Raw genomic sequence first — 25,957 nt, 5'->3', positions numbered from 1 at the left:
CATGGCCCAGGTATTCCGCGAAGCGGTGTCGATCGAGGCACTCAACGCCCTCAGCCGCAACACCCTGATCGAACACCTCGGCATCGCCTTCACCGCAGCGGGGGACGACTGGATCAGCGCGACCATGCCGGTCGACGAACGCACCCGCCAGCCCTACGGCATCCTGCACGGCGGTGCCTCGGTGGTGCTGGCCGAAACCCTCGGCAGCAGCGCCGGCAACCTGTGCGTGGATACCAGCGCGCAGGTCTGCGTGGGCCTGGAAATCAATGCCAACCACATCCGTGCGATGCGCAGCGGCGTGGTCACCGGTACCGCGCGTGCGGTGCACGTGGGCCGCAGCACGCAGGTGTGGGACATCCGGATCGAAGACGACGGCGGCCGCCTGGTGTGTACCTCGCGGCTGACCCTGGCGGTGGTGCCGGCGGTCCGTCCGGGCTGATCGATCCAGCGCATGGATGCTGTGTTGCGCGGGCCATCCCAGTGCGCCTGCGCATGGTCGGCGCCGGCCCCGTGCCACAAACGGCGGCACGCGTGACCGCCTGCGGCGTCTGGCCCTGCGTTGCCATCGATTTGTCCGTTTTCGGCTGGCAGAGCCTGCGGCGCTCGGGTATCGTGCGCGGATGACTTCCCCCACCCCGGCCTCACGTGGCGGCGTGGCGCGTGTGTGCCGTTATCTGTACCGCGTACCGCTGCTGCTGGTCCACCTGTTGCTGTTCCTGCCGATGTTGCTGATCGCCATGCTGCCGCCATGGGGACGCATGCGCGTGGGCAGCCGCCTGTTCGAACACGCGGCGGTGAATCTCTGGTCCAGCGGCCTGATGTGGATCTTCGGCTTCCGCCTGCAGCGGATCGGCACGCCGTTGCCGGGCGCGGTGCTGTTCGTGGCCAATCACGTCAGCTGGGTCGACATCAACATGCTGCACAGCCAGCGCATGATGGGCTTCGTGGCCAAGCGCGAGATCGCCAGCTGGCCCGTGGTTGGCTGGCTCGCCGCGCGCGGGCAGACCATCTTCCACCAGCGCGGCAGCACCGAATCGCTCGGTGGGGTCATGCAGGAAATGGTCGCGCGCCTGCGCGAGGGCAAGGCGGTCGGCGTGTTCCCGGAAGGCCGCACCCGTGGCGGGCTCGAAGTGGGCCCGTTCCATGCGCGCATCTTCCAGGCCGCCGTGGAGGCGCAGGTCCCGGTACAGCCGGTGGCGCTGCGTTACGGCTACCGCGGCGATGCCCAGACCATTGTCGCGTTCGGCCCCGGCGAGAGCTTCTTCGCCAATTTCCTGCGCCTGCTCGGCGAACCGGCGCGCCGCGCGGAGGTACATTTCCTCGCCCCCATCGGAACCAATGACCTGGAAGGGCGTCGCCGCATCGCGGAAACCTCGCGCGCGCGCATCCTGGCGGCGATGTCCGCCGAGTAGTGCAGGGTGGCCCTTCACGCGCCAGCGTCGCAGCCGGGAGCAGTCTGCCGCCCATGTTGACCGCTGCCGACTACCTTCCGCCGCGTTGGCTGCGCAATCCGCACCTGCAGTCCATGCTCAGCTCCAGCCGCATGCGCATGCAGCGTGGCCTGACGCTGCTGGCCGCCACCGGCGCGGTCACCGAAGAACTGATCCTGGACGGTGGCCAGGGCGTGCGCCTGCAGGGCTGGCACAGCCATGTCGAAGGCCGCGAGCCGATCGGCATGGCGCTGCTGCTGCACGGCTGGGAGGGCAGCGCCGAGTCCAGCTACATGCGCATGACCGCCGCGCGCATGCTCGAGGAAGGCTTCGACGTGGTGCGGCTGAACTTCCGCGACCACGGCAACACCCATCACCTCAATCCCGGCATCTTCCATTCCAATCGCATCGATGAAGTGGTGCAGGCCGCCGGTGATATCGCCCGGCGCTGGCCGCAGCTGCCGCTGGTGGCGGCCGGCTATTCGCTGGGGGGCAATTTCGTGCTGCGCCTGGCGCTGCGCGCACCGTCGGCCGGCGTGCCGCTGCGTCGGGTCGCCTCGGTCTGCCCGGTGCTCGATCCGGCCATCACCATGGAGAGCATCGAGAACGGCCCGGCGATGTACGACTGGTACTTCCGCCGCAAATGGGCCGGCTCGCTGCGGCGCAAACGCGACCTGTTCCCCGAACTGAGCGACTGGGACGACCAGGTCCTCAAGCTGGACATCCGCGCGCTGACTGCCTGGCTGGTCGAGCACCACACCGACTTCGGCTCGCTGCAGGCCTACTTCGACGGCTATTCGATCGCCGGCGACCGGCTGGCCGAACTGACCGTGCCGGCCGACATCCTGATGGCCAAGGATGACCCGGTGATCCCCTTCGCCACCTTCAACGGCTGGCGCCTGCCGGCCCACGCCCACCTGGAAATCGCCCCGTGGGGGGGGCATTGCGGCTTCCTGGAGAACTGGCGCGGCGACGGCTTCTCCGAACGCTGGGTGGCGCAGCGCCTGCGCATCGAAACCCTGGGCTGACCTCGCCCGGGGGCAACGCCCGGACCACGGTGCGCTGCATGACGTGTTCTACAATCGGGGTTTGACCCCAAGCTGGACCGTCATGCAAGACAAGATTCTCCAAGCCCTGCGCCGCAATGCGGCCGACGATGCCGTGCAGCTTGCGCGCCAATGGACCCAGGCCGAGCCGGAGCAGCCGCAGGCGCACCGCTGGCTGGCCCTGTCGCTGCAACAGCAGGGCCAGTTCGATGCTGCCCTGGACAGCCTGCAACAGGCGCTGGCGCTGGCTCCGGACAACCCCGACCTGCACCTGCAGCACGCCGGCCTGCTGCTGGCCCTGCGCCAGTTCGAGGCCGCCGGCTCGGCGCTGGACCGCACCGCCACGCTCAACCCCAACGAGCTGACCGCCTACCTGATGCAGGCGCACATGGCGCTGGCCCGCAACGACGTGGACGAGGCCGAGAAGATCACCCGCACCGCCAGCCGCGTGGATGAAGAGCATCCCGAGCTGGCCGCGTTGAACGGCATGATCGCGCTGCGCCGCGGCGAGGGCGACCGCGCGGTGGCCCTGCTGTCGGCCGCCGCCCAGGCCCTGCCCAACGATCCGCGGGTGCTGTACGCGCTGGGCTTTGCCTATCTGGGCAAGGACATGCTGGCCTTCGCCGAGCAGGCGTTCCGCCGCGTGCTGGACCTCAACCCGGCGCTGACGTCGCTGCAGGGCCTGCTGGTGCAGCTGCAGGTCCGCCAGGGCAACACCGATGGCGCCGCGGCGACCATGCGCCAGATCCTGGCCACGGCCGAGGGCGACACCCCGGCCATGCGCCGCCTGGCCGGTGAGCTGGAACTGCAGTCCGGGCAGCCGCTGCAGGCGCTGGAACACCTGTTGCCGGCGCTGGAACAGGCCCCCGCCGACCGCCAGACCCTGCAGCTGCTGCTGATGGCCTGGCAGCGCCTGGGGCGCGAACAGCAGGCACGCGACACCCTCGATGCAGTGCTGGAGACCCACCCGCAGCTGCACGACCTGTGGCTGGCACGGCTGTCGATCGAAGCGGTGGGCAGTGCCGGATCGGTCGCGGTGGCCGAGCGTTGGCTGCAGGCCATGCCCGAGCACCTGCCGGCGATGGAAACGCGCCTGCGTCTGCACGACATGGCCGGCGAGAGCGACGGCGCCGAAGCCGTGGCGCGTCGCATCGTGGCGATCGAACCGGGCCGCGCCAGCGGCGAAACCCGCATCGTCGAGGCGCTGATGGCGCGCGACCCCGCTGCTGCGGTGGCGCGCGTGCAGGCCATCCATGACAGCGCCGAGGACGCCGCCAAGCCGACCCTGCGTGCCTGGCTGGGGTCGGTGCAGCACGAGGCCGGCCAGCATGCGGATGCCCTGCGCACGTGGGTCGAGCTGCACGTGGCCGAGGCCAGCCAGCGCCTGCCGCTGCCGCCGCAGGCCAAGGCGCCGCTGAGCTGGCCGGAGATCGGCACCATCGACGACGCCAACACCGCCCGTCCGATGTTCGTCTGGGGTGCGCCCGGCTCCGGCGTGGAGCGGGTGATCGCGGCGATCGCCGCGGCCAGCCCGGTGCTGCGGGGGGATCGCTTCGGCCCCAATCCGCCCGACGACGCCTTCCAGAGTTACCACACCCTGCAGGACCTCTCGACCGGCAAGCTCAGCCCGGAGCGACTGGTGGCGCAGTGGCGCGAACAGATGCCGTCGCGCGGCCTGGCCGACACCAACCTCATCGACTGGCTGCTCTGGTGGGACAACGCGCTGCTGTGGGCGCTGCGTCCGCAGCTGCCCGAAGGCCGCCTGCTGCTGGTGCTGCGCGACCCGCGCGACATGCTGCTGCACTGGCTGGCCAACGGCGCGCCGGCGCCGCTGGCGGTGACCTCGGTCAACGAGGCGGCCGAGTGGCTGGCCCGCTCGCTGACGCAGGTGGCGACCCTGCACGAACAGGACCTGTACCCGCATGCGCTGGTGCGCATCGATGACATCGGCAGCGATCCGGCCGTCATGGCCGAGCACCTGGGCCGGCTGCTCGGCACGCGCCTGCCGCCGGCGCCGACGCTGGGCCCGCCGCGCATGCCGAGCGGGGAGTGGCGCCACTACCGCGAGCTGATGGCGCCGGCGTTCGCGTTGTTGACCCCCGTTGCCGTTCGCCTTGGTTACCCGGAACAGTGAGGACTCTCCCATGCGCCTGAGTAGTACCAGCCTCCACAACGGCCAGCCGATCGCGGCCGAATTCGCCGCCGGCGACGCCAACGGTTTCGCCCCCAACCGCAACCCGCAGCTGGCCTGGAGCGAGGTGCCCGAGGGCACCCGTTCGTTCGCGCTGCTGTGCATCGACCCGGATGTGCCGACAGTGCCGGAAACGGTCGGTCGCCACGATTGCAGCGTGCCGCGCGACCAGCCGCGCGCGGATTTCGTGCATTGGGCGATGGCCGACATCCCGGCCAGCGTGCATGACCTTGCCGCCGGCAGCTGCAGCGACGGCTTCACGATCAAGGGCAAAACCGCACCGGCCGGACCGGCGGGCGCGCGCCAGGGCCTGAACGATTTCACCGGCTGGTTCGCCGGCAATCCGGACATGGCCGGGCAGTACCTGGGCTATGACGGCCCGTATCCGCCGTTCAACGACGAGCGCATGCACCGGTATTTCTTCCGCGTGTTCGCACTCGATGTGGCGCAGCTGGACCTGCCCACCCCGTTCACCGCCGCCGACCTGCACCGTGCAATGCACGGCCACGTCCTGGCCGAAGCGGCATTGCATGGCACCTACACCTTGAACCCGGCGCTGGCCTGACCGGCGCCCGGCCAACGCCCTCGCGCGATGCCGAATAATGCCGGCCGCTGGCCGGCTCCGCGCAATGTCGGCAATGCCACCCCTGGCCGCGCGCAATGTCGGTAGTGCCGGCCGCTGGCCGGCTCCTCATGAACCTCCGGGGAGATATGCGAGGAGCCGGCCAGCGGCCGGCACTACCCGGTAACGACGAAGGGCGGCCATCGGCCGCCCTTCGTCTTCTGCGGCGCGTGCGTGCCGTCGCGGCTGCATACCGGCCAGCGGCCGCTACCTGCCGGTTACTTCTTTTCCGACTCGACCACCATGTCCAGCACGTACGCCAGCGACGAACCGTCGGCCGGCGGGTTGGCGATCTTGTAGCGCTTCACCCGCACCACGTTGCGCACGCCATCTTCGTGGGTATAGCCCTCGATGGTGCCGTAGAAGTTCTCGAACGCACCCGGCGTGCCCTGCTTGAGGCCCTTGTCGTCGAAGGTCACTTCGCGGGTCTGCAGGCACTGCATGTTCGGGATCATCGGATGCGAGCACGGCTTGGTCTGCGCGGCCACTTCCAGGAACACCGTCTCGCCTTCGCCGCCATAGCGGGTTTCAGCGGTCGGTTCGGGGTTGAACACCAGCACGTCGCCGGCGGCGGTGTGCAGGGTCAGCTGGCCCTGGCCGGCCAGTTCGGCCTTGAGCGCGCCCTCCAGGCGCGAACCCACGGCCTGGTCCAGCGCCATCAGCGCCTTGTCGGTGCAGGCCATCATGGTCGAGGCCATCGGCGACACGGTCAGCGTGCCATCGGCCAGCGTATAGCCGCCGCCCATGCGGTTGCAGGTATTGCCGACCGACAGGCGGCCGTCCTTGAAGTCCAGCGTGACCGGCTTGTCGGCGCGCGCGAACAGCGCATCCACGCGCTTGCCGCTGGCATCGGTGGCGCTGTCCAGCAGCCAGTGGTTGCCCTGCAGGCGCTGCACGTCCAGCTTTTCCACGGCCTTGGCATCGGCGGCGGCGGTCGGGGCCGGCGCCAGGTCATCGCCACCGGTACCAGCGGGGCCCGGGGTGGAGGGGTTGCTGCAGGCGGCCATCAGGGCCAGCGGCAGGATCAGCATCAGGGTGCGGGTGCGGTTCATGGACATCTCCTTGGGAACCCGTGGAAAAACGGGCTGATACGCGAAACGGGGTTGGCGCGCGCCGACCATGTTCAGTTGCCAGCAGGCAACCACAGCAGCAGGGCGGCACCGAGTGCGATGCGATAGGCCGCAAACGCCGTGAATCTGTGCGACTTGATGTAACCCAGCAGCCACTTCACTACGACGAAACCGGTGACGGCAGCGGCAAGGAAGGCCACGCCGACGTCGGTCCAGTTCTCGTTGCCGAGCTTGCCGTCCTTGGCCATTTCCAGGAACGCGTATCCGCTGGCAGCGAACATGGTGGGGATGCCGACCAGGAACACGAACTCGGTGGCCGCCGCGCGTCGGCTCAGGCCGAACAGCATCGCGATGAAGATGGCCGCGGCCGAGCGCGAGGTGCCCGGGAACACCCCGGCCACCACCTGCGCCAGGCCCACCAGGATGGCCACCTTCCAGGTGACTTCATCGCGGTCGGGCAGGCGCGCGCTGTAGGTCTCCACCAGGATCATCCAGATGCCGCCGATGATCAGCGCCCAGGCCACCGGGGTGACCGTTTCGGGCAGCTCCCAGCCGGCCAGGCGCACCGGCAGGCCGACGATCGCGGTGACCAGGAAGGCGGTGCCCAGCTTCATCACGTAGTCGCGGTTGGCGCGCTCGTGCAGGCCGGTGGCCAACGACCACAGGCGCTGGCGGAACACCAGGGTGATGGCCAGGATCGCGCCGGCCTGGATGACGATGTTGAAGAAGTCCGAGCGCGCGCCCAGCCAATGCTGGGCGATCAGCAGGTGGCCGGTGCTGGAGATCGGCAGGAATTCGGTGAGGCCTTCGAGGATGCCCAACAGGAGGGCGGAGAGCAGGTCGGACATCGGGATGCTGGGGCTCGGAGTGGGTGGAAATCGCGGTAGAGCATAAAACATCAAACGCCGCACCAAATGTGTGCGTGGTGCGGCCATTGCACCATCGTGGTGCGCAGCGTTCAGCACCCGGCACGGTGCACGGCCAACAAAATCAACGACTTGTGAAGATGGAAAAGTTGGCACGGCGATTGCTCTATCAACCTACGCAATCATCCATCCGAGGGTTTCACCGATGTCCGTGGAAAACGTTGAGAAGCTGATCAAGGACAACCAGATCGAGTTCATCGACCTGCGTTTCGTCGACATGCGCGGTATCGAACAGCACGTCACCTTCCCGGTGAGCATCGTCGAGCCGTCGCTGTTTGAAGAAGGCAAAATGTTCGATGGCAGCTCCATCGCCGGTTGGAAGGGCATCAACGAATCGGACATGGTCCTGCTGCCGGATCCCTCCAGCGCCTACATCGACCCGTTCTACGCCGACCCGACCCTGGTGATCAGCTGCGACATCCTCGACCCGGCCACCATGCAGCCGTACGGCCGCTGCCCGCGCGGCATCGCCAAGCGCGCCGAGGCCTACCTCAAGTCTTCCGGCATCGCCGAGCAGGCCTTCTTCGGCCCGGAGCCGGAGTTCTTCATCTTCGACTCGGTCCGCTTCGCCAACGACATGGGCCACACCTTCTTCAAGATCGATTCCGAAGAAGCGGCCTGGAGCACCGGTGACAAGTACGACGGCGCCAACAGTGGCTACCGTCCGGCGGTGAAGGGCGGTTACTTCCCGGTTCCGCCGACCGACTCGCTGCATGACCTGCGCGCTGAAATGTGCAAGACCCTGGAACAGGTCGGCATCGAAGTGGAAGTGCAGCACCACGAAGTGGCCACCGCCGGCCAGTGCGAAATCGGCACCAAGTTCAGCACCCTGGTGCAGAAGGCCGACGAACTGCTGCGCATGAAGCACGTCATCAAGAACGTCGCCCACCGCAACGGCAAGACCGCCACTTTCATGCCCAAGCCGATCGTCGGCGACAACGGCAGCGGCATGCACGTGCACCAGTCGCTGTCCAAGGGCGGCACCAACCTGTTCTCCGGCGACGGCTACGGCGGCCTGAGCCAGCTGGCGCTGTGGTACATCGGCGGCATCTTCAAGCACGCCAAGGCCATCAACGCCTTCGCCAACTCCGGCACCAACAGCTACAAGCGCCTGGTCCCGGGCTTCGAAGCCCCGGTGATGCTGGCCTACTCGGCCCGCAACCGCTCGGCGTCGTGCCGCATTCCGTGGGTGTCCAACCCGAAGGCGCGCCGCATCGAGATGCGCTTCCCCGATCCGATCCAGTCCGGCTACCTGACCTTCACCGTGCTGATGATGGCCGGCCTGGACGGCATCAAGAACCAGATCGACCCGGGCGCACCGAGCGACAAGGATCTGTACGACCTGCCGCCGGAAGAAGAGAAGCTGATCCCGCAGGTCTGCTCCTCGCTGGACCAGGCCCTGGAAGCACTGGACAAGGACCGCGAGTTCCTCAAGGCCGGTGGCGTGATGAGCGATGACTTCATCGACGGCTACATCGCGCTGAAGATGCAGGAAGTGACCCGCTTCCGCGCCGCCACCCATCCGCTCGAATACCAGATGTACTACGCCAACTGAGCAACAGGCGACGATGACGAAGGACCTCCCTCCCACCTTCGTCATCGTCGCCGCTTTGTCGGCTGGGGAGCCGGCAACGCAACCATGTGTAGAGCGGACCGTTGGTCCGCTGCATGGGAAAAGCGGACCATTGGTCCGCTGCACCACCAGGGGCAAGAGAGACCGGACGCGTGCCATGGGCCCTTCCTCCCTCCCGCGTCACCAGCGCCGCCGCCTTCCCGGCGACGGCATTGGCGAGGCCCATGCATCGTTCGGCGCACCAGGGGGCGGCCATGTGCAAGTGGCCGCCCGCTGACCTGACACCGGCCAGCGACACACCGCCGGTTCCATCCACCATCGGGACATGCGCATGAAATTGATCTCCGCCATCATCCGGCCGTTCAAGCTCGACGAGGTCCGCGAGGCCCTCTCCGACGCGGGCGTGTCGGGCATCACCGTGACCGAAGTCAAAGGCTTCGGGCGCCAGAAGGGCCACACCGAGTTGTATCGCGGCGCGGAGTACGTCGTGGATTTCCTGCCGAAGATCAAGATCGAAACCGTGGTCACCGACGACCGCCTGGAGGCGGTGGTCGAAGCGATCCAGAACGCGGCCGGCACCGGCAAGATCGGTGACGGCAAGATCTTCGTGACTGCGGTCGAACAGGTCGTCCGCATCCGCACCGGCGAAATCGGCGCTGACGCGCTCTAACCCCACTCGGAGCCCACAATGAAGACCTCTTTGTTCACCGGGTGGCAAGCCCGGTTCCATGCCGTGTGCCTGATGATGCTGATCAGCGCGCTGGCCGTCGGTGCGTTCTCCAGCACGGCCCATGCCCAGGCACAGGTCACCCCGGTGCCGTCGGAAACCGTCGCGGTCGAACCGCTGCCCACCGCCGTCACCGCACCGGTCGCCGAGGCCGCGGCTGCCGCAGCCCCTGCCTTCGACCACGGCGACGTGGCGTGGATGCTCACCTCCACCCTGCTGGTGCTGCTGATGGTGGTGCCGGGCCTTGCGCTGTTCTACGGCGGCCTGGTGCGTTCGAAGAACGTGCTGTCCATCCTCAGCCAGATCCTGGTGGTGTTCTCGCTGATCCTGATCCTGTGGGTGGCCTACGGCTACAGCGCGGTGTTCAGCGAAGGCAACGCCTTCTTCGGCTCGTTCACCCAGTTCGCCTTCCTCAAGGGCTTTGGCCCCGACACGGTAGGCAATACGCCGATCAAGGGCCTGCCGGATTACCTGTTCGTCGCCTTCCAGTCGACCTTCGCCGGCATCACCACCGCGCTGATCGTCGGTGCCTTCGCCGAGCGCATCAAGTTCAAGGCGGTGCTGCTGTTCTCGGCACTGTGGTTCACCCTGAGCTACATCCCGATGGCGCACATCGTGTGGGGCGGCGGCTACCTCGGCGCGATGGGCGCGATCGATTTCGCCGGTGGCACCGTGGTCCACATCAACGCCGGTGTGGCCGGTCTGGTCGGCGCGTACTTCGTCGGCAAGCGGATCGGCTATGGCCAGACCGCGCTGAAGCCGCACAACGTGCCGTTCACCTACATCGGCGCGATGCTGCTGTGGGTGGGCTGGTTCGGCTTCAATGCCGGCTCGGCCGCCGCCGCCGACACCGTCGCCTCGCTGGCTTTCATCAACACCATCCTCGCCACCGCTGCAGCGGTGCTCGGCTGGACCCTGGTCGAAGCGGTCAGCAAGGGCAAGCCGTCCGCCCTGGGCGCGGCGTCCGGCGCGGTCGCCGGTCTGGTCGGCATCACCCCGGCCTGCGGCACCGTCGGGCCGCTCGGCGCGATCGTCATCGGCCTGGTGGCAGGCGTGGTCTGCGTGTGGGGCGTCACCGGTCTCAAGCGCCTGCTGCGCGTGGATGACACCGCCGACGTGTTCGGCGTGCACGGCATCGGCGGCATCGTCGGCGCGCTGCTCACCGGTGTGTTCAGCGCGCAATCGCTGGGCGGCACCAAGGCCGATCTCGACATCGGCCACCAGGTCTGGGTGCAGCTGGTCAGCGTCGGCTTCACCATCATCTGGTGCGCCGTGGTCACCGTCGCCATCCTGCTGGTGGTGCGCCTGGTGTTCGGCCTGCGCGTCACCGAAGAGGCAGAGCGCACCGGCCTGGACGTGACCTCGCACGGCGAATCGGCCTACGAGGCCTGATCGCCGCAACCGCGTAGTGCCGGGCGCTGCCCGGCATCGAAAGAGACAAGAAACGAGAGAGAGACGTTGTACTTTCGCCGGCGGCCTTCGGGTCGTCGGCTTTTTTATTGGGGCGTCGCGCATGGCAGCCACGCATGGCGTGGCGCTACGGTCGGATCCCCCCGCCCCCGGCATCCCTGCGCCGAATCCCGCACAATGCGGTCATGCACCCGATCCGCACCCTGCTTCCGCTGCTCGCCTGTCTGCTGCTGAGCGCCTGCGCCAGCACCAGCGCCCCGATCCGCAGCCCGCTCGCCAGCTGGGTGCCCTCGCCGAATCACAACGCGCGGGGCCCGGTGATCATCGTGCTGCACCACACCGACCAGGCGTCGGTGCAGCAGAGCCTGGACACCCTGCGCAGCGCCAACAGCGGCGGCAAGGTCAGCGCGCACTATCTGGTCGGCGCCGATGGCCACATCTACCAGCTCGTCGGCGACGACCGCCGCGCCTGGCACGCCGGCCCCGGCCGCTGGGGCACCATCACCGATCTCAACTCGACCTCCATCGGGATCGAGATCGACAACGACGGCGACACCCCGTTCGCGCCCGCGCAGATCGCTGCGTTGATCCGCCTGCTGGATGACCTGTGCACGCGTCTGCGCATTCCGCGCACGCAGATCATCGCCCATGCCGATCTTGCCCCCACACGCAAGCAGGACCCCAGCCGTTTCTTCCCGTGGCAGCAGCTGGCAAGCGCCGGCTTCGGCGTGTGGCCTCGCGACAGCGATGGCCCGGCGCCGGTGGGCTTCGATGCGTGGCTGGCATTGCAGGCCTTCGGCTATTCCCTGGACGACCGTGCCGCCGCCGCAGGCGCGTTCCACCGCCGCTTCCGCGGCCGCGACGACCTGCCAGCAACCCTGGACGTCGAAGACGCCCGCATCCTGCATTCACTGCTGCAGCAATCGCCGTAGAGCCGACCGTCGGTCGGCTGCACGTCGCATTGATCCATCGCGCGGTTCCCGCGCCAGCCAACCAACGATCGGCTCTACATTTTCAGGACCCTCGCTCATGACGACCACGCGCATCACCGCCGCCTTCATACGCCCCGCGCTGATCATCCTTGGACTGGCCCTGCTCACCAGCTGCGCCGTCTCCCCCCAACGCCCCTCTGCGCCGGCGACCCGCACCTACGTCAAAGCAGACTGGAAGGCACTGCCGGCGGTTTCCGATGCCGACCTGCAGGCCGGCTTCGCGGCGTGGCGAAGCAGTTGCCCACGGTTGAAGACCGACGCCACCTGGGCGACCACCTGCAGCGCCGCGGCAGACGTGCCCGTCAGCCCGGCCGCCATCCGCCAGTTCCTGCAGAACACCCTGGATGTCTACGCGCTGCGCGCCGGCGGCAACCGCGCCGACGGCCTGATCACCGGCTACTACGAGCCGATCTATCCCGGCAGCCTCACCCGCACCGCCAAGGCGACGGTGCCGGTGTACGGCGTGCCCACCGACATGGTCAGCGTGCAGCTCGACAGCCTCTACCCCGAGCTGAAGGGCAAGCGCCTGCGCGGCCGCGTGGATGGGCGCGTGCTCAAGCCCTACGACGACGCCGCGACGATTGCCGCAAAGGGGGTCAAGGCTCCCGTGTTGGCCTGGCTGGGCAACCCGATGGACCTGCAGTTCCTGCAGATCCAGGGCTCGGGCCGCATCGTGCTGGACGACGGCCGCCACCTGCGCATCGCCTATGCCGACCAGAACGGCCATCCCTACCGTCCGATCGGGCGCTGGCTGGTGGAGCAGGGCGAGCTGAAAAAGGAAGACGTCACCATGGACGCCATCCGCGCCTGGGCCAACGCACATCCCACGCGCGTGGCCGAGCTGCTGGCCAGCAACCCCAGCTACGTATTCTTCGCCAAGGGCCCGGAGGGCGACGAAGGCCCACGCGGCTCGTTGAACGTGCCGCTCACCGCCGGTTACAGCGTCGCGGTGGACCGCACCGTGGTGCCGCTGGGCAGCCTGCTGTGGCTGTCCACCACGCGTCCGGATGGCACTGCGGTGGTGCGCCCGGTGGCCGCGCAGGACACCGGCGGTGCGATTGCCGGGGAAGTGCGTGCGGATCTGTTCTGGGGCACGGGCGATGCGGCCGGAAAGCTGGCCGGGGACATGAAGCAGAAGGGCAGCCTCTGGATGCTGTGGCCGAAGGGTGCGGCGTTGCCGAAGGCGCCTGACAAGAGTGAGTGACACCGATGGATGAGCTTCGGCGACTCCAACACTGATATCGAATGCAGTGCAACAAGGACTGGGAGCATACGTTTGGGATCACCATCGAGGCCCTTGACAACCCCGGCTGGCACATCAGGATTGATCTCATCGAGACCGAGCTTGAGCACAGGCCTTTTGCACTCATGAAAGTCAAACGCATCATCGCCAACATCGCCGCGCCTGATCCGGCGTCAGCGGACAGTTTCTATCGGAACATCCTCGGCCTGGAGCTGTCCATGGATCACGGCTGGATCCGCACCTACGTCGGGTCAACTGAAATGAATGTCCAAGTGAGTGTGGCGTCCGAAGGCGGATCCGGTACCGCAGTGCCCGATCTCTCCATCGAGGTCGACGATCTGGACGAAGCGCTCCGGCGCGTGCATGCGGCCAACCTGCCCGTGTTGTATGGCCCAGCCAGCGAACCGTGGGGCGTCCGGCGATTCCATGTCCGCGATCCATTGGGGCGGATGGTCAACATCCTGCAGCACGTTTAAGTACATCGGTGACCATGCACACAACATCCCTGGATGTCGCAGAAGACGCAACGGCATGCGCTTTCTTCCAGGTCGGACTGGCGTTGGGCGTGCTGCGAGAGGATGCCAGCAGGGAATGGGCGTACGCCAGGATCGAAGCACGTGATACGCCGGCCATCGAGATCATCGAAATCGCCACCGCGCGTGACCGCAATGCAGCGTTGGAAGCGCTGCAGGCCGTTACCGCCCATGCCGATTGGCAAGCCGCCGGCCGCTGGCTTCTGGAGGAATTGCTGGCGCAGTTCCAGTCTGGTCAGCGCTCGGCGTTGGACACGTCCCGCGCCGCCATGCAGGTGGCGCGCGCCACACAGCTTCCGGAGGACGTCTACTATGCGTTCGATGGCCTCGATGACGAGTTGGTGCTCTTGGCCAACGGGATCTACGGAACCGTTGCCGGAATCGATGCGGCACTCGTGGACGCGCTGAAGCAGCACGCCGGCAGCGTGGGATAGGACACGAATCTCTCGGCGATGGCTTCCGTGAGCCCATCAACAAGATAGGTGCCCATTGAAACTTGCCCGCCGGCTCTGCCCGACGGGACGTTGAGTCCTTCAGGTTGCGGACGGTGCGGCATAGTTTGTACTGACGCGCTTCGCCAAAGTTGGTGCAAACAGTACTGACTTTGCCAGCCCGTCCATCCGCTCACCGTCTTCCCTCGCTCAATCCACCCCCGTTTTGCACTACATTGGTGCAATGACTGCCGCGTTGCTCCCCCCCGCCCTCGACGTCCTCGGCACTCCGGTCGCCTGGGCCGATGCCGACGGTCGCGTGGTCGGCTGCAACCCCGCCTTCGCCCGCTGGCTGGGCGTCAGCGTCCGCCGCCTGCTGGGCCAGCCGCTGGCCTCGCTGGAAGTGCAGGGCGAGGCGCTGGCCCACTTCCTGGCCCGTGACGAGCGCGACACCCTGCGCCTGCACCGCCTGGCCCTGGCCCTGCCGGGCGACGCCCCGCGATTTGCCGAAGGCTGGCTGAGCCGGTGGGATGCGGGCGGCTGGCTGCTCGAAGCGCACCCGGTCGATGAGTTCCCCGGGCTCGACCCGACCCAGGCCCTGCCCAGCGCGCTCAGCGCAGCACTCAAAGGGCTGGCCCACGAGCTGCGTAATCCGCTTGCAGGCCTGAAGGGCGCGGCCCAGTTGCTGGCCAAGCGCAACGCGCAGCGGGCCGCCGATGAGCGCGACCCGGACGAGCGCGAGCTGATCGAGCTGATCGGCTCGGAGATCGAACGCCTCAACGGGCTGCTCGAACAGCTGCTGTCACCTGCACCGGCCGCGCCGCATGCGCCGCTGAACATCCACGCCTCGCTGGAGCGCGTGCTGCGCCTGGCCGAGAGCGAGGGCGGCTGGGCGGTGCGTCTGCAGCGGGATTACGACCCCAGCATCCCCGAATTCGACGGCGATGCCGACCGCCTCACCCAGGCGGTATGGAACCTGGTGCGCAATGCGATCCAGGCCGGCGCCGGCAGCGTCACCCTGCGTACCCGGGTTGAACATGGCGTGCGCATCGGCGACCGGCTGCATCCGCTGGCGTTGCGGCTGGAAATCGCCGACGACGGCCGCGGCGTGCCCGAGCAGCTGGCCGAGCATCTGTTCCTGCCGCTGGTCAGCGGCCGCGCCGAAGGCACTGGGCTGGGCCTGGCACTGGCCCAGCAGGTGGCGCGCGAACATCGCGGCACGCTGACCTACCGCTCGCGCCCGGGCCATACCGTGTTCACCGTGCTGCTGCCGATCGGCCACGGCACGCCTGCCGAGGAGGCCGCCCATGGCGGATGACGCCGACCGCACCGCCCAACGTGTCTGGGTGGTCGATGACGACCGCGCGGTGCGCTTCGTGCTGTGCACCGCGCTGCGCGATGCCGGCTACCGGGTGGAAGGCTTCGACGGTGCTGCTGCGGCGCTGGCGATGCTCGCCACCCAGTCGCCCCCCGACCTGTTGTTCACCGACGTGCGCATGCCCGGCGACGATGGCCTGGTGCTGCTGGACAAACTCAAGGCCGCGCACCCGCAGTTGCCGGTGATCGTGATGTCGGCCTACACCGATGTGGCCAGCACCGCTGGCGCGTTCCGTGGCGGGGCACAGGAGTTCCTGTCCAAACCGTTCGATCTGGATGACGCGGTAGCGCTGGCCCAGCGCGTGCTGCCCGAACCGGACGCGCTGGCCGCCGCACCGGTGCCTGCCCCCGCCGAACCCGGCACTGCCGACCAGCGCCCGCAGCTGGTCGGCGATACCCCGGCGATGCGCGCGCTGTTCCGCGCGATCGGGCGACTGGCGCAGGCGCCGCTGTCGGTGCTGATCAACGGCGAAACCGGCACCGGCAAGGAACTGGTCGCGCATGCGCTGCACCACGAATCGCCGCGCGTGCAGGGGCCGTTCGTGGCGCTCAACACCGCCGCGATTCCCGCCGAGCTGCTGGAAAGTGAGCTGTTCGGCCACGAAGCGGGCGCGTTCACCGGCGCGCAGCGTCGCCATGTCGGCCGCTTCGAGCAGGCCGATGGCGGCACGCTGTTCCTTGATGAAATCGGCGACATGCCGCTGCCGTTGCAGACGCGCCTGCTGCGCGTGCTGGCCGAAGGCGAGTTCTTCCGCGTCGGCGGGCGCGAGCTGATCCGCGTGGACGTGCGGGTGATCGCCGCCACCCACCAGGACCTGGAATCGCTGGTCGCGCAGGGGCGCTTCCGCGCCGACCTGCTGCACCGGCTGGACGTGGTGCGCCTGCGGCTGCCGCCGCTGCGCGAGCGCCGCGACGACATCGCACACCTGGCCGATACCTTCCTGGCGGCGGCGGCACGCAAGCTGGATACGCCGCCCAAGCGCCTCACCGCGTCGGCGCTGCAGGCGCTGCGCGAGCACGACTGGCCCGGCAACGTGCGCGAACTGGAAAACGTGTGCTGGCGGATGGCTGCACTGGCCGCCTCGGACACCATCGGCGCCGCCGACGTGGACAGCGCGCTGCATCGGGGCGGCGGTTCGCGCACGCGCGCGGCCGGCGATCCCGGCCAATGGGAAACCCTGCTCTCGGCCTGGGCCCGGCAGCGACTGGCCGAAGGCGCGGAGGGTCTGCACGCGCAGGTCCGCGAGCGCGTCGACCAGGCCCTGCTCGAAGCCGCGCTGCAGATCACCCACGGCCGTCGCGCCGAGGCGGCCGCGCGCCTGGGCATGGGACGCAATACCCTCACCCGCAAGCTCGGCGCCGGGCGCCGTCGCGGCGGATGAACCGTATGTCCACGCCGCGTGTGCGTCACGTCCTTGCCGCTTTCATGGCCTGTGGACGAGCACCGCGTTAGTTTGCAACCAAGGAGTCTTCCATGCGCAGTTCCCAAGTCGTCCTCGCTGCGGCGGTCCTGTTCGGTCTCGCCGCCTGCGGCACCACGCCGCCGCCGCGCCCCACCGCACCGCCGTCGGTGCCGATGGTGAGCACGGCCAGGATGGCCGAAGCCAACCTGTCCCCGGCGTCGGCCAGCCTGGTCAGTGGCCGCCTGGCGCTGGTCCCGGATGCGCGCGGCGTGCACATCACCGGTGTCATCGGTGGCTTGCAGCCGATGCAGACGGCGGCGTTCCATGTGCATGAGCGTGGCGATTGCAGCGCCGTGGATGCCAGCAGCGCCGGTCCGCATTTCAACCCGACCGCGCAGCCGCACGGTCGCAACAGCGCCGGGCCGCACCATGCCGGCGACATGGACAACCTGCGTGCCGACGCGCAGGGACGTGTGAACGTCGACGTTCGCCTGCCAGCGGTTACCCTTGGCGGCGGCGCAGCCACCGATATCGCAGGACGCGCATTGGTCGTACATGCCAATGCGGACGATTACCGCAGCCAGCCCGCCGGCAATGCCGGCGCCCGAATTGCCTGTGGCGTCATCCGGGTCGTGCGCTGATCGCGCCTTCCGCCGACGCTGCTTCTTCCACCGCTACCCGCAAGGAGTTCCACATGCGTTTGATCCATACCACCCTGTTCGCCGCCATCGCCGCGCTTGGCCTGAGTGCCTGCAACAAGCCGGCCGAGCCCACCCCGGAAGCCACGCCGGCCGCCGAAGCCACCGCCTCGCAGCCGACCGCCGAAGCCACCACCGATGCACCGCCGGCCATGACCAGCGAAGCCCACGCCAACCACGGCGCGGTAGCCGAGCTTGCCCCGACCAAGGGCAATGACGTCAAGGGCAACGTGACCTTCAGCGTCGTCGACGGCAAGGTCCACGTGAAGGGCCAGGTCAGCGGCCTGAAGCCCAACAGCGAGCACGGCTTCCACATCCACGAGAAGGGCGACTGCAGCGCGCCGGACGGCGCCAGCGCCGGTGGCCACTTCAACCCGGCCAAGGAAGACCACGGCAACGTTGCAACCACCCCGCACCACGGCGGCGACATCCCCAACATCAAGGCCGATGCGCAGGGCAACGCCATCGTCGACGCCGACGTGTCCACCAACGTCAACGTGGGCAAGGGCGATGATTTCGACATCGTCGGCCGTGGCCTGATCGTCCACGCCGACGCGGACGACTACAAGACCCAGCCGACCGGCAACGCCGGTGCGCGCCTGGCGTGCGCGGTGATCAAAGCCGCGCCGTAACCGACGCGATGCATGAAGAAAAAAACGCCGGCGAACGCCGGCGTTTTTTTGGGTCATGGTAGAGCCACGCCATGCGTGGCTGCCCTTCGCCTCACCCCCGCATCAACGCCCGCGCATCCTGCCCGGCCTCGCAATGCACGAACAACACCGGCAGGCCGTGCGATTCGAGCACCGCGGCCATCTGCCGCTGGCGGATCAGGTATTGGTCGTAGATGCCCTGCAGACGATCGCAGTCGCCGGTGCCGTGGTTGTAGAACGCACACCAGCCGGCCGGGTCGAACAACGCCATACGCACTTCGCCATCGGCGTATCGCAGCAGCGGCTCGGGCGGTGCATCCAGCCATTCCTCGACATGCGGCGCCATCAGCGCGGTCTCGATCAGCGGCCACAACACCGCCAGGCCCTGGTTGTCGTACTGCATCGACATCATCGCGGCCAGGTCATTCACCGTGAAATAGCGCGCGTGCTCGATCTGCGCACCGAAGGCAGTCTGCGCCTGCAGGGCGGTGTCGGCCTGGGCCATGCCCTGGGCCAGCAGCACTTCTTCCAGCGCTTCGGCAACGGCCTGGGTCTGCGCCACTTCGGTACCGGTCAGCAGGAACGGCACCACGCGCAGACCACCGCCGGTCAGCCCGGCATCGGCCTGGAACGGCAGCGGCACGTCGCCGTCGGCACCGGCGCCGAAGGCCAGCATGCGCGGGCCCTGGCTGCGGCCGGGCGCGCGCATCTGCAGTTCTTCCAGGCGGCGGTGCACCGGCCAGCCGGGACGCAACACTTCAGCCGGGTCGAAATGCGCGCCGGCGAACACGAAGTCCAGCCCGCTCACGCCGGGGACCAGTCTGGCCAGGTCGCGGCCCACGCGTTCGGCCAGTTCACCGGCCTGTTCGGAGGACAGCGCGGCATGGCGCGGCACGTCGCCGCCGGCCAGTTCCAATGCCAGGACGCCAAGGGCATTCATGCCGGGGTCGGGTTTGCTCATGGTTTCACGGTTGGCCCATCACAGGGCGGCAGCTACACTTGCCCCCATTATGCCTGCTCCTTCGTGCAGGCCATGTTGCAGACACCCCTCCCATGCCAGGTATCTCCATGCCCAACGCCCGTCCCGTCGCCATCCTCGGTGGCGTCCGCATCCCGTTCTGCCGCCAGAACACGGCCTATTCGGACGTCGGCAACCTCGGCATGTCGGTACGCACGCTCGGCGCGCTGGTCGAACGTTTTGGCCTGCACGGGCAGCAGCTCGGCGAAGTGGCGATGGGGGCGGTGATCAAGCACTCCAGCGACTGGAACCTGGGCCGCGAAGCCACGCTGTCCTCGGGCCTGTCCCCGCTCACCCCCGGCATCACCATGCAGCGCGCCTGCGGCACCTCGCTGGACACCATCATCGCGGTGGCCAACAAGATCGCGCTGGGCCAGATCGAATCGGGCATCGGCGGCGGCTCGGACACCACCTCCGACGTGCCGATCGTATACGGCAAGAAGCTGCGCGCACGCCTGTTGGCGGCCAACCGTGCCAAGTCCACCGGCGACAAGCTGAAGGCGCTGACCCGCGGCTTCAAGCTCAGCGAGCTCAAGCCGGAGTTCCCCGGCGTGGCCGAGCCGCGTACCGGCAAGAGCATGGGCGACCACTGCGAGGACATGGCCAAGGAATGGAACATCTCGCGCGACTCGCAGGACGAGTGGGCGGTGTCGTCGCACAAGAAGCTGGCCGCAGCCTATGAGCGCGGCTTCTTCAACGATCTGATCGCCCCGTTCCGGGGTGTCGAGCGCGACAACATCCTGCGCCCGGATACCTCGCTGGAAAAGCTGGCCACGCTGAAACCGGCCTTCGACAAAGTCTCCGGTCGCGGCACCCTCACTGCCGCCAACTCCACCCCGCTCACCGACGGTGCCTCGGCGGTGCTGCTGGCCAGCGAAGAATGGGCGCGTGCGCACGGCCACGAACCGCTGGCCTACCTGCGCGATTCGCAGGTGGCCGCGGTCGATTTCGTGCATGGCGAAGGCCTGTTGATGGCCCCGACCATTGCCGTGCCGGAGATGCTCAAGCGCAACGGCCTGACCCTGCAGGATTTCGACATCTACGAAATCCACGAAGCCTTCGCTGCGCAGGTGCTGTGCACGCTGCGCGCGTGGGAAAGCGAAGACTACTGCCGCAACCGCCTCGGCCTGGATGCGCCGCTGGGCCGTATCGACCCGGCCAAGATCAACCCGCTGGGGTCGTCGCTGGCCACCGGCCACCCGTTCGCCGCCACCGGTGCCCGCGTGATCGCCACGGCGGCCAAGCAGCTGGCCGAACGCGGCGGTGGCCGCGCGCTGGTCTCGATCTGCACCGCCGGCGGCATGGGCGTGGTGGCGATCGTCGAACGCTGATCACGCCGGATGCGCAAACAGGAAAGGCCGCCCAAGGGCGGCCTTTTGCATTTTCGTGGATTGTTTCGCCGGGCGCGTTTCAGCGTGCGGGAACCGGCCCGTACGCATTGTCGCTGGCCTGGCCGCGCTGGACGACCTGCAGCAGCACATACGCCGGGCCGATCACCGGTACCAGCAACATCAGCGTCCACCAGCCCGACTGGCCGATGTCGTGCAACCGGCGCGCGGTGACGGAGAGGTACGGGAGCGCGGTCAGCACCATGTAGCCAAGCCACACACCCCCCATGACATTCTCCGGCAGGACGACACCGGGGTGCTGGATCGGGGGGCGATGGTGCGCGAGATAGGAGGCCGCGGCCATGAACACCAGGCTCACCAGCAGCTGGATAGCGATGAACAACCAGTATTCGCGGCGTGAGGCGCGGCCACCGAACGCGGCGTAGCGACGGAACGGGCGCAGTGCCAGGCTGAGCATGATCGGTACTTCCTTCCATGGATGGGGCGGGAAGGGTAGGCGATATGCAGGGTAAAACGCCATGCGCCGTCGAAAAACGGAGACGGGCGCCGGGTAGCGCCCGTTCCACGAGGCCTCAGGGCAGGCGCGGATTGCCGGATTCGTCGCGCTCATCGCGCACGACCGGCGGGGTAAGCACCGGGTCGATCCGCTGGCCCGGCAACGGCTGGGACATCAACGACTGCTCCTCCACCGTCGCCCGCTCCGGCACCACCGGTTCCAGCGGTGCCACCGCGGCATTGGCGCGGGCCAGCGCGATGCTGTCATCGCCACGCTGCTGGCGCAGCGCGTTGGCGAAGCACTGCGACGCCAACGCCGGCTCGCCTCGATCGACGAACAACTGGCCCAAGGCTTCCCACGCCGCCGGCCCGGCACCCGCCGCGATCGCGCGGTGCAGGTAATCCTCGGCCAGGCTGTGCTGGCGCTGACGCGTGGCGATGCGGCCCAGTGCCAGCAGCAGCGCCGGGCTCGCCGGCTGGTTGCCCAGCCAGCGCTGCAGGTTGGCCTGGCGCGTGGCCAGCTTGTCCACCGGCATCTGTCCGTACAGGGTCACCAGCGATTCGTCCCAGCGCGTATCCAGCGCCTGCTCCAGATTGAGCAGCGCCGGCTCGTCCCAGTCCAGTGCCACCGCGCGCAGCGCATAGGCCGAGACCACGTCCGGATCGCTGCGCAGTGCCTTGGGGGTGGCTTCCCACTGTGCGGCCAATGCATTGACGTCGCCCGCTTCCAGCAGCGACTGCGCCGCCAGGCGGGTTTCCAGTTCGGCCACCGCCTCGTCCGGCAGGACCTTCTGCTTGCGCAGCGCGCCCAGCTGGCCGTAAGCCTCGTGGGCGCGTTCGGCGCGGGCCAGCGCTTCGGTGCGCAGCCACAGGCCGCGCGGCGGCAGCGGCTGGATCGTCGCGGTGTCCAGCAGGTTGATCGCATCCACCGGGCGTTCCTGCGCCAGCAGACGCTCGGCCTGCAGCAGGGCATGCAGGGTGGCATCCTCGGTGCCCAACCGCTGCAGGTATTGGTTCACGGCGGCCTGGTCATCGCGCGCCTGCGCGCTGCGCACCGCGGTGACCATCGCCACGGCGGCCACGTCCTTGTCTTCGGCGGCGGTTTCCAGCAGCTTTTCTGCGCGCTGCCACTGACCCTGTTCGTGGGCCTGGATGCCGTCGATCAGGCGTGCGCGCCCCTGCTTGCGGCGGTAGCGGCCCCAGGCGCGGAACGGCGAGGCCAGCAGGCTCCACAGCAGCCACAGCACCAGCAGCCCGACCAGCGCCATCAGGGCCACCTGCGGCACCGTCGAACGGTAGTCGTTGCCGCCGTAGCGGTAGATCACTTCGCCGAACTGGCGAAGCTGCTCGGTGCCGAGGAACTGCGAGGCGATCACGCCCAGCGCCACGGCCAGCAACAGCACCACCAAAGATTGGAAGGGTTTCATCGATCATCTCCATCGCGCATCGAGCGCAGTTGCTGCAGGGTGCTGCCCAGTTCGGGCAACGCGGGCTGCAGCACGCGCATGCGCAGTTGCTGCAGTTCAGCACGACGTTCGCGCAGGGCGGGTGAATCCGGCCACAGCCGCGGCAGCCACAGCGCCACGCGGTCCACGGCCTGGGTGAAGCCGGCCTGGTCGCCGCGTTCGACCGCCGCGCGCGCCAGGGTCAGTTCCAGTTGCAGCGCATCCCAGCCGGCCACGCGCTCTGCGTCGGTCAGCGGGCCCTGGGTGCGGGTGGGGGTGATGGTCACGAACGGTGCCAGCATCTGGTGCCACCACGGCGCGCCCGCCTGGGGGCCGGCACCGGCGTCGACCTGCTCGGGCACCTGCTCCAGCGCCTTGGCAAACGCCGCCAGCTGCCGGCCGGTCGCCACGCGTGCGCCCGGGCCCAGCGCATCCACCGCGTTGCGTTCCTGCATCAGCGCCTGGCGCAGGTTGAGGTATTCATTGCCCTGCACGTCGGCCAGCGTGCCGGCCGCCAGTGCGTACAGGCGCTTGGCCCCGTCCACGTCGTCGGCATAGGCAAGACGCTGCGCGGCCTGGCTGAGCAGCAGTTCGGTCTCTTCCAGCTGCAGTGCCTGCGCGCCGTGACGGGTGCTGTCGGCAAGCTTGGCCAGGTTGTCCTCGAGCAGCGCGCTGCGCTGGCTCAGGCCCAGCATTTCATCGCGCAGCACGCGGTTGGTGGCGGCTGCATCCTGCACCCGTTGCGAGGTCGAACGCTGGTCGCGGCGCAGGGCTTCCACGCTGTCCACCAGTCCCCGCAACTGCAGGTCGGCATAGGCTTCGCGCTGCAGTACCCGCGCCTGTTCGGCCTGCCAACGGGTCCAGCCCCACGCCACGCCCGCACCGATCACCAGCACCACCGCGAGCGGTGCCATCCAGCGCAGGGAGCGGGAAGCGGGAGGGGGCGAAACGTCGTCATTCATGCGGGCATCCTTGTCGGTCGCGCCGGGGTGTCCACAAGCTGGCGAGCGACGTGGTGCACAGCATCACCCGCCGCCCGCGCGCGCCGCAAGGCCGCCAACGTTGCCTGTTCAGGAACTTGCGCAAGTCATGATCGCAGCGTGTGCAGCCTGCGCCAGCTGACGTGGTAGGGGCCCCTGCGCGAGCTGGACGCGCATGAACCCGGCGTCGCTGGCCTGTTCGGCCAGGCGCGCGCTGGCGGCCACCACGATCGCCTCGCGCACCCGGGGCTGCAGATCGTGCGGCAGCCGCGCCAGCAGCAGGGTCAGGGCGTCTCCGCTGCTCAGCGCCAGTACCCAGGGCGTGGCACTGCGGCGCAGCCGTTGCAACGTGCGCGGCGGCAGCGCCAGCGGCACGCGCTGGTAGACATCGGCGCGCTGCAGCCGGGCCCCGCGCTCGACCAGGGTGGCGGCGATGATCCCGCGCCCGCCGGGAGCGGTGACCAGCCCGGCCTCCAGCCCGCGCAGGTCGGCCAGCTCGGGCAGGGCCAGGAGGCCTTCGCTGTCCATCCGTGCGGGTGCCAGTACCGTGCCGACGCCGTGCGCGCGCAATGCCGCGGCGGTGCCGGCACCGACCGCCAGCCAGGTGCCGGCATGGGCGCCATCGAGCCGCTGCAGGCGCGCTGCCGCGTGCACCGCCGCCGGGCTGCTGAACACCACCCGCTGCGCATTCAGCGCGCGCGACAGCTGTGCGCGGCTGGCGCTGTCGTCACGAACCCGCAGCGCCCACGGCGACAACGCCACCACCTGCGCGCCCGCCGCCTGCGCGGCCCGCCGCAACGGCGCGTGCTGGCCGCGCGGTCGCAGTGAAATCAGGGTCCATTCCGGCACATGTGCATCACGGTTCATTGCGGGCATTATGCGAGCCCTTTGGCGTAGCGTTGTCGTGTCGATGTCCATTCCCCTCTCCCTGTCCGCGCAGCTGGCCGAGCTGCAGCATGTCCTGGACCGCATGCCGCCGGTGGCGGCCATGCAGATCCGCGTCCAATCCTATGCCGATGGCCTGCTCGACCTGCGCGCGCCGCTGGCGGCCAACGTCAACGACAAGGGCAATGCGTTCGGCGGCAGCCTGGCCTCGGCGTTGACCCTGTCCGGGTGGGCGCTGGTGACGTTGCGCCTGCGTCTGGCCGGTTTCGATGCGGACGTGTACGTGGCCGACAGCCACGTGCGCTACCTGGCCCCGGTCTATGAAGACCTGCACGCGCAGGCGCAGGCCGCCGACGACGACGATTGGGCCGGCTTCCTGGCCACCTTCGCCCAGCGCGGCAAGGCCCGCATCGGCCTGATCGCGCGCCAGCCCGGCAGCGGTGGCAAACCGGCCGCTGAACTCACCGGTCGCTTCGTGGCCTTCGCAAGGCGGTAGGATGGGCGCCTTGCCGATTGGGGAATTCGCATGCGTCGCACCTTTCAGATCCTGCTGCTGGCCGTGTTCGCACTGACCAGTGTGACCGCGCTGGCGGCCGGGCAGAAAACCACCAAGAAACAGCGCAAGGAACTGGAAGAAACCCAGGTCAAGTACGACTCCACCCTGCGCTGGGGCACGGTCGAGGACGCGCTGCCGTACCTGGATCCGGAATACGCCCGTCTGCACCCGCTGACCGATCTGGAACTGCGCCGCTTCGAGCAGGTGAAGATCTCCAGTTATCGCGCCGGCGACAACCTGCCGCTGCCCGATGGCCGGGTCGGCCGCAACGCCGAAGCCCGGGTGATCAACCTCAATACCCAGTCCGAGCGCGTGGTGCGGGTCAAGGAAATCTGGCGCTGGGATGCCGAGGGCAAGCGCTGGCTGCAGGCCAACGGGCTGCCCGACCTCTGGCAGGACCAGGACCGCTGAACCCCGCCCCGGCGGGGGCTGGACGCCGATTCGCCCGCATGTGCGACAATCGGCGCCCGCTTATCGACCCGTGATCTTAGTGAATTACGAAGAGTTGCTGGCATTTGCCGGCCGAAACCCGATGTTGTCGATGGCCCTGGTCGGCCTGACCGTGGCCATCATCGTCACTGAAGTCCGCCGCCTGTTCCGTGGCTTCAAATCGCTCAAGCCCGCCGAGCTGACCCACCTGATGAATGCCGGTGGCGCCGTCGTGGTCGATCTGTCTTCCAGCAGCGATTTCGAAAAGGGCCACATCGCCGGCAGCCGCAACGTGCAGCCGGCCCAGTTCGGCCCGGAGCACAAGCTGGTGGTCAACGCCAAACAGAGCCCGGTCGTGCTGGTGTGCCGCAGCGGCACCGCCTCGGAAACCGCCGCCAAGGCGCTGAAGAAAGCCGGTTTCGAACAGGTCAACGTGCTCGATGGGGGCATCCCCGCCTGGCAGCAGGCCGAGTTGCCG

General features: G+C 68.5%; 27 protein-coding genes. 20 read left to right on the top strand and 7 right to left on the bottom strand.

Going from position 1 to position 25,957, the window contains the following annotated elements; translation table 11 throughout:
- Position 1: 1 nt before the first annotated feature.
- The 5 genes from RTO53_RS04080 (at position 2) to RTO53_RS04060 (ending at position 5,232) form a co-directional block, all read left to right on the top strand.
- A complete protein-coding gene (locus tag RTO53_RS04080) occupies positions 2-439 on the top strand; it encodes a hotdog fold thioesterase (RefSeq protein WP_312236601.1) in 438 nt (145 codons plus the stop codon).
- Between the two features lie 181 nt (positions 440-620).
- Complete coding sequence (locus RTO53_RS04075) at positions 621-1,412, top strand: lysophospholipid acyltransferase family protein (RefSeq protein ID WP_312236600.1); 792 nt, start codon at positions 621-623, stop codon at positions 1,410-1,412.
- A gap of 56 nt (positions 1,413-1,468) precedes the next feature.
- Entirely contained in the window at positions 1,469-2,458 is a 990-nt protein-coding gene (locus tag RTO53_RS04070) for an alpha/beta fold hydrolase (protein ID WP_312236625.1), read from the top strand.
- Positions 2,459-2,540: 82 nt separating this feature from the next.
- Complete coding sequence (locus RTO53_RS04065; RefSeq protein WP_312236599.1) at positions 2,541-4,610, top strand: tetratricopeptide repeat protein; 2,070 nt, start codon at positions 2,541-2,543, stop codon at positions 4,608-4,610.
- A gap of 10 nt (positions 4,611-4,620) precedes the next feature.
- Entirely contained in the window at positions 4,621-5,232 is a 612-nt protein-coding gene (locus RTO53_RS04060; RefSeq protein ID WP_312236598.1) for a YbhB/YbcL family Raf kinase inhibitor-like protein, read from the top strand.
- A gap of 275 nt (positions 5,233-5,507) precedes the next feature.
- On the opposite strand, the gene RTO53_RS04055 is transcribed toward RTO53_RS04060, so the two are convergent.
- Positions 5,508-6,341, bottom strand: coding sequence for an META and DUF4377 domain-containing protein (locus tag RTO53_RS04055; protein ID WP_312236597.1), 834 nt, complete (start codon positions 6,339-6,341; stop codon positions 5,508-5,510).
- 71 nt (positions 6,342-6,412) lie between these two features.
- Positions 6,413-7,207: an undecaprenyl-diphosphate phosphatase gene (locus tag RTO53_RS04050; protein ID WP_312236596.1), complete on the bottom strand. Its 795-nt coding sequence runs from the start codon at positions 7,205-7,207 to the stop codon at positions 6,413-6,415.
- Between the two features lie 223 nt (positions 7,208-7,430).
- Between RTO53_RS04050 and glnA the strand changes: the two genes are divergently transcribed.
- The 11 genes from glnA (at position 7,431) to RTO53_RS03995 (ending at position 18,304) form a co-directional block, all read left to right on the top strand.
- On the top strand, positions 7,431-8,840 hold the full coding sequence (glnA, locus tag RTO53_RS04045; RefSeq protein WP_123731037.1) for a type I glutamate--ammonia ligase: 1,410 nt from the start codon (positions 7,431-7,433) through the stop codon (positions 8,838-8,840).
- Between the two features lie 349 nt (positions 8,841-9,189).
- Positions 9,190-9,528, top strand: coding sequence for a P-II family nitrogen regulator (locus RTO53_RS04040; RefSeq protein WP_312236595.1), 339 nt, complete (start codon positions 9,190-9,192; stop codon positions 9,526-9,528).
- A gap of 18 nt (positions 9,529-9,546) precedes the next feature.
- Positions 9,547-10,977, top strand: coding sequence for an ammonium transporter (gene amt, locus RTO53_RS04035; protein ID WP_312236594.1), 1,431 nt, complete (start codon positions 9,547-9,549; stop codon positions 10,975-10,977).
- Between the two features lie 203 nt (positions 10,978-11,180).
- The gene (locus RTO53_RS04030; RefSeq protein WP_312236593.1) at positions 11,181-11,927 is read left to right on the top strand and encodes an N-acetylmuramoyl-L-alanine amidase; all 747 of its coding nucleotides are present in this window, start codon (positions 11,181-11,183) and stop codon (positions 11,925-11,927) included.
- A gap of 97 nt (positions 11,928-12,024) precedes the next feature.
- On the top strand, positions 12,025-13,191 hold the full coding sequence (locus RTO53_RS04025) for an MltA domain-containing protein (RefSeq protein ID WP_312236592.1): 1,167 nt from the start codon (positions 12,025-12,027) through the stop codon (positions 13,189-13,191).
- A 41-nt stretch (positions 13,192-13,232) separates the two neighbouring features.
- On the top strand, positions 13,233-13,706 hold the full coding sequence (locus RTO53_RS04020) for an Imm53 family immunity protein (RefSeq protein ID WP_312236591.1): 474 nt from the start codon (positions 13,233-13,235) through the stop codon (positions 13,704-13,706).
- Between the two features lie 8 nt (positions 13,707-13,714).
- The gene (locus RTO53_RS04015; protein WP_312236590.1) at positions 13,715-14,197 is read left to right on the top strand and encodes a hypothetical protein; all 483 of its coding nucleotides are present in this window, start codon (positions 13,715-13,717) and stop codon (positions 14,195-14,197) included.
- A 241-nt stretch (positions 14,198-14,438) separates the two neighbouring features.
- Positions 14,439-15,512: an ATP-binding protein gene (locus RTO53_RS04010; protein WP_312236589.1), complete on the top strand. Its 1,074-nt coding sequence runs from the start codon at positions 14,439-14,441 to the stop codon at positions 15,510-15,512.
- A complete protein-coding gene (gene ntrC / locus RTO53_RS04005; protein WP_312236588.1) occupies positions 15,502-16,953 on the top strand; it encodes a nitrogen regulation protein NR(I) in 1,452 nt (483 codons plus the stop codon). Before RTO53_RS04010 ends, ntrC begins: the two co-directional genes overlap by 11 nt.
- Positions 16,954-17,045: 92 nt before the next feature.
- Positions 17,046-17,615 (top strand): superoxide dismutase family protein, encoded by a 570-nt coding sequence (locus RTO53_RS04000; RefSeq protein ID WP_312236587.1) that lies wholly within the window; start codon positions 17,046-17,048, stop codon positions 17,613-17,615.
- A gap of 53 nt (positions 17,616-17,668) precedes the next feature.
- Positions 17,669-18,304 (top strand): superoxide dismutase family protein, encoded by a 636-nt coding sequence (locus RTO53_RS03995; protein ID WP_312236586.1) that lies wholly within the window; start codon positions 17,669-17,671, stop codon positions 18,302-18,304.
- Between the two features lie 91 nt (positions 18,305-18,395).
- Here RTO53_RS03995 and RTO53_RS03990 read toward each other — a convergent pair whose 3' ends face one another.
- Positions 18,396-19,283, bottom strand: coding sequence for a hypothetical protein (locus RTO53_RS03990; RefSeq protein ID WP_312236585.1), 888 nt, complete (start codon positions 19,281-19,283; stop codon positions 18,396-18,398).
- A 92-nt stretch (positions 19,284-19,375) separates the two neighbouring features.
- Here RTO53_RS03990 and RTO53_RS03985 point away from each other — a divergent pair, with 92 nt between their 5' ends.
- Positions 19,376-20,671 carry an acetyl-CoA C-acetyltransferase gene (locus RTO53_RS03985; RefSeq protein WP_312236584.1) on the top strand — a complete coding sequence of 432 codons (1,296 nt, stop codon included), beginning with the start codon at positions 19,376-19,378 and terminating at the stop codon, positions 20,669-20,671.
- A gap of 79 nt (positions 20,672-20,750) precedes the next feature.
- On the opposite strand, the gene RTO53_RS03980 is transcribed toward RTO53_RS03985, so the two are convergent.
- The 4 genes from RTO53_RS03980 to RTO53_RS03965 form a co-directional block, all read right to left on the bottom strand.
- On the bottom strand, positions 20,751-21,146 hold the full coding sequence (locus RTO53_RS03980; RefSeq protein WP_312236583.1) for a DUF805 domain-containing protein: 396 nt from the start codon (positions 21,144-21,146) through the stop codon (positions 20,751-20,753).
- Between the two features lie 115 nt (positions 21,147-21,261).
- Entirely contained in the window at positions 21,262-22,611 is a 1,350-nt protein-coding gene (locus tag RTO53_RS03975; RefSeq protein ID WP_312236582.1) for a heme biosynthesis HemY N-terminal domain-containing protein, read from the bottom strand.
- Positions 22,608-23,591 (bottom strand): hypothetical protein, encoded by a 984-nt coding sequence (locus RTO53_RS03970; RefSeq protein ID WP_312236581.1) that lies wholly within the window; start codon positions 23,589-23,591, stop codon positions 22,608-22,610. Before RTO53_RS03970 ends, RTO53_RS03975 begins: the two co-directional genes overlap by 4 nt.
- Positions 23,592-23,699: 108 nt before the next feature.
- Entirely contained in the window at positions 23,700-24,476 is a 777-nt protein-coding gene (locus tag RTO53_RS03965) for a uroporphyrinogen-III synthase (RefSeq protein WP_312236580.1), read from the bottom strand.
- 43 nt (positions 24,477-24,519) lie between these two features.
- Between RTO53_RS03965 and RTO53_RS03960 the strand changes: the two genes are divergently transcribed.
- The 3 genes from RTO53_RS03960 to RTO53_RS03950 form a co-directional block, all read left to right on the top strand.
- A complete protein-coding gene (locus RTO53_RS03960; protein WP_312236579.1) occupies positions 24,520-24,990 on the top strand; it encodes a YiiD C-terminal domain-containing protein in 471 nt (156 codons plus the stop codon).
- Positions 24,991-25,020: 30 nt separating this feature from the next.
- Positions 25,021-25,461, top strand: coding sequence for a hypothetical protein (locus RTO53_RS03955; protein ID WP_312236578.1), 441 nt, complete (start codon positions 25,021-25,023; stop codon positions 25,459-25,461).
- 79 nt (positions 25,462-25,540) lie between these two features.
- A partial coding sequence (locus RTO53_RS03950) for a rhodanese-like domain-containing protein (RefSeq protein ID WP_312236577.1) occupies positions 25,541-25,957 on the top strand: 417 nt, incomplete at its 3' end.

It is taken from the genome of Stenotrophomonas sp. (assembly GCF_031995405.1).
Classification (GTDB): Bacteria; Pseudomonadota; Gammaproteobacteria; order Xanthomonadales; family Xanthomonadaceae; genus Stenotrophomonas.
The sequence above is the reverse complement of the archived record's forward strand: the minus strand, read 5'-3'. Positions and strand labels throughout refer to the sequence as shown.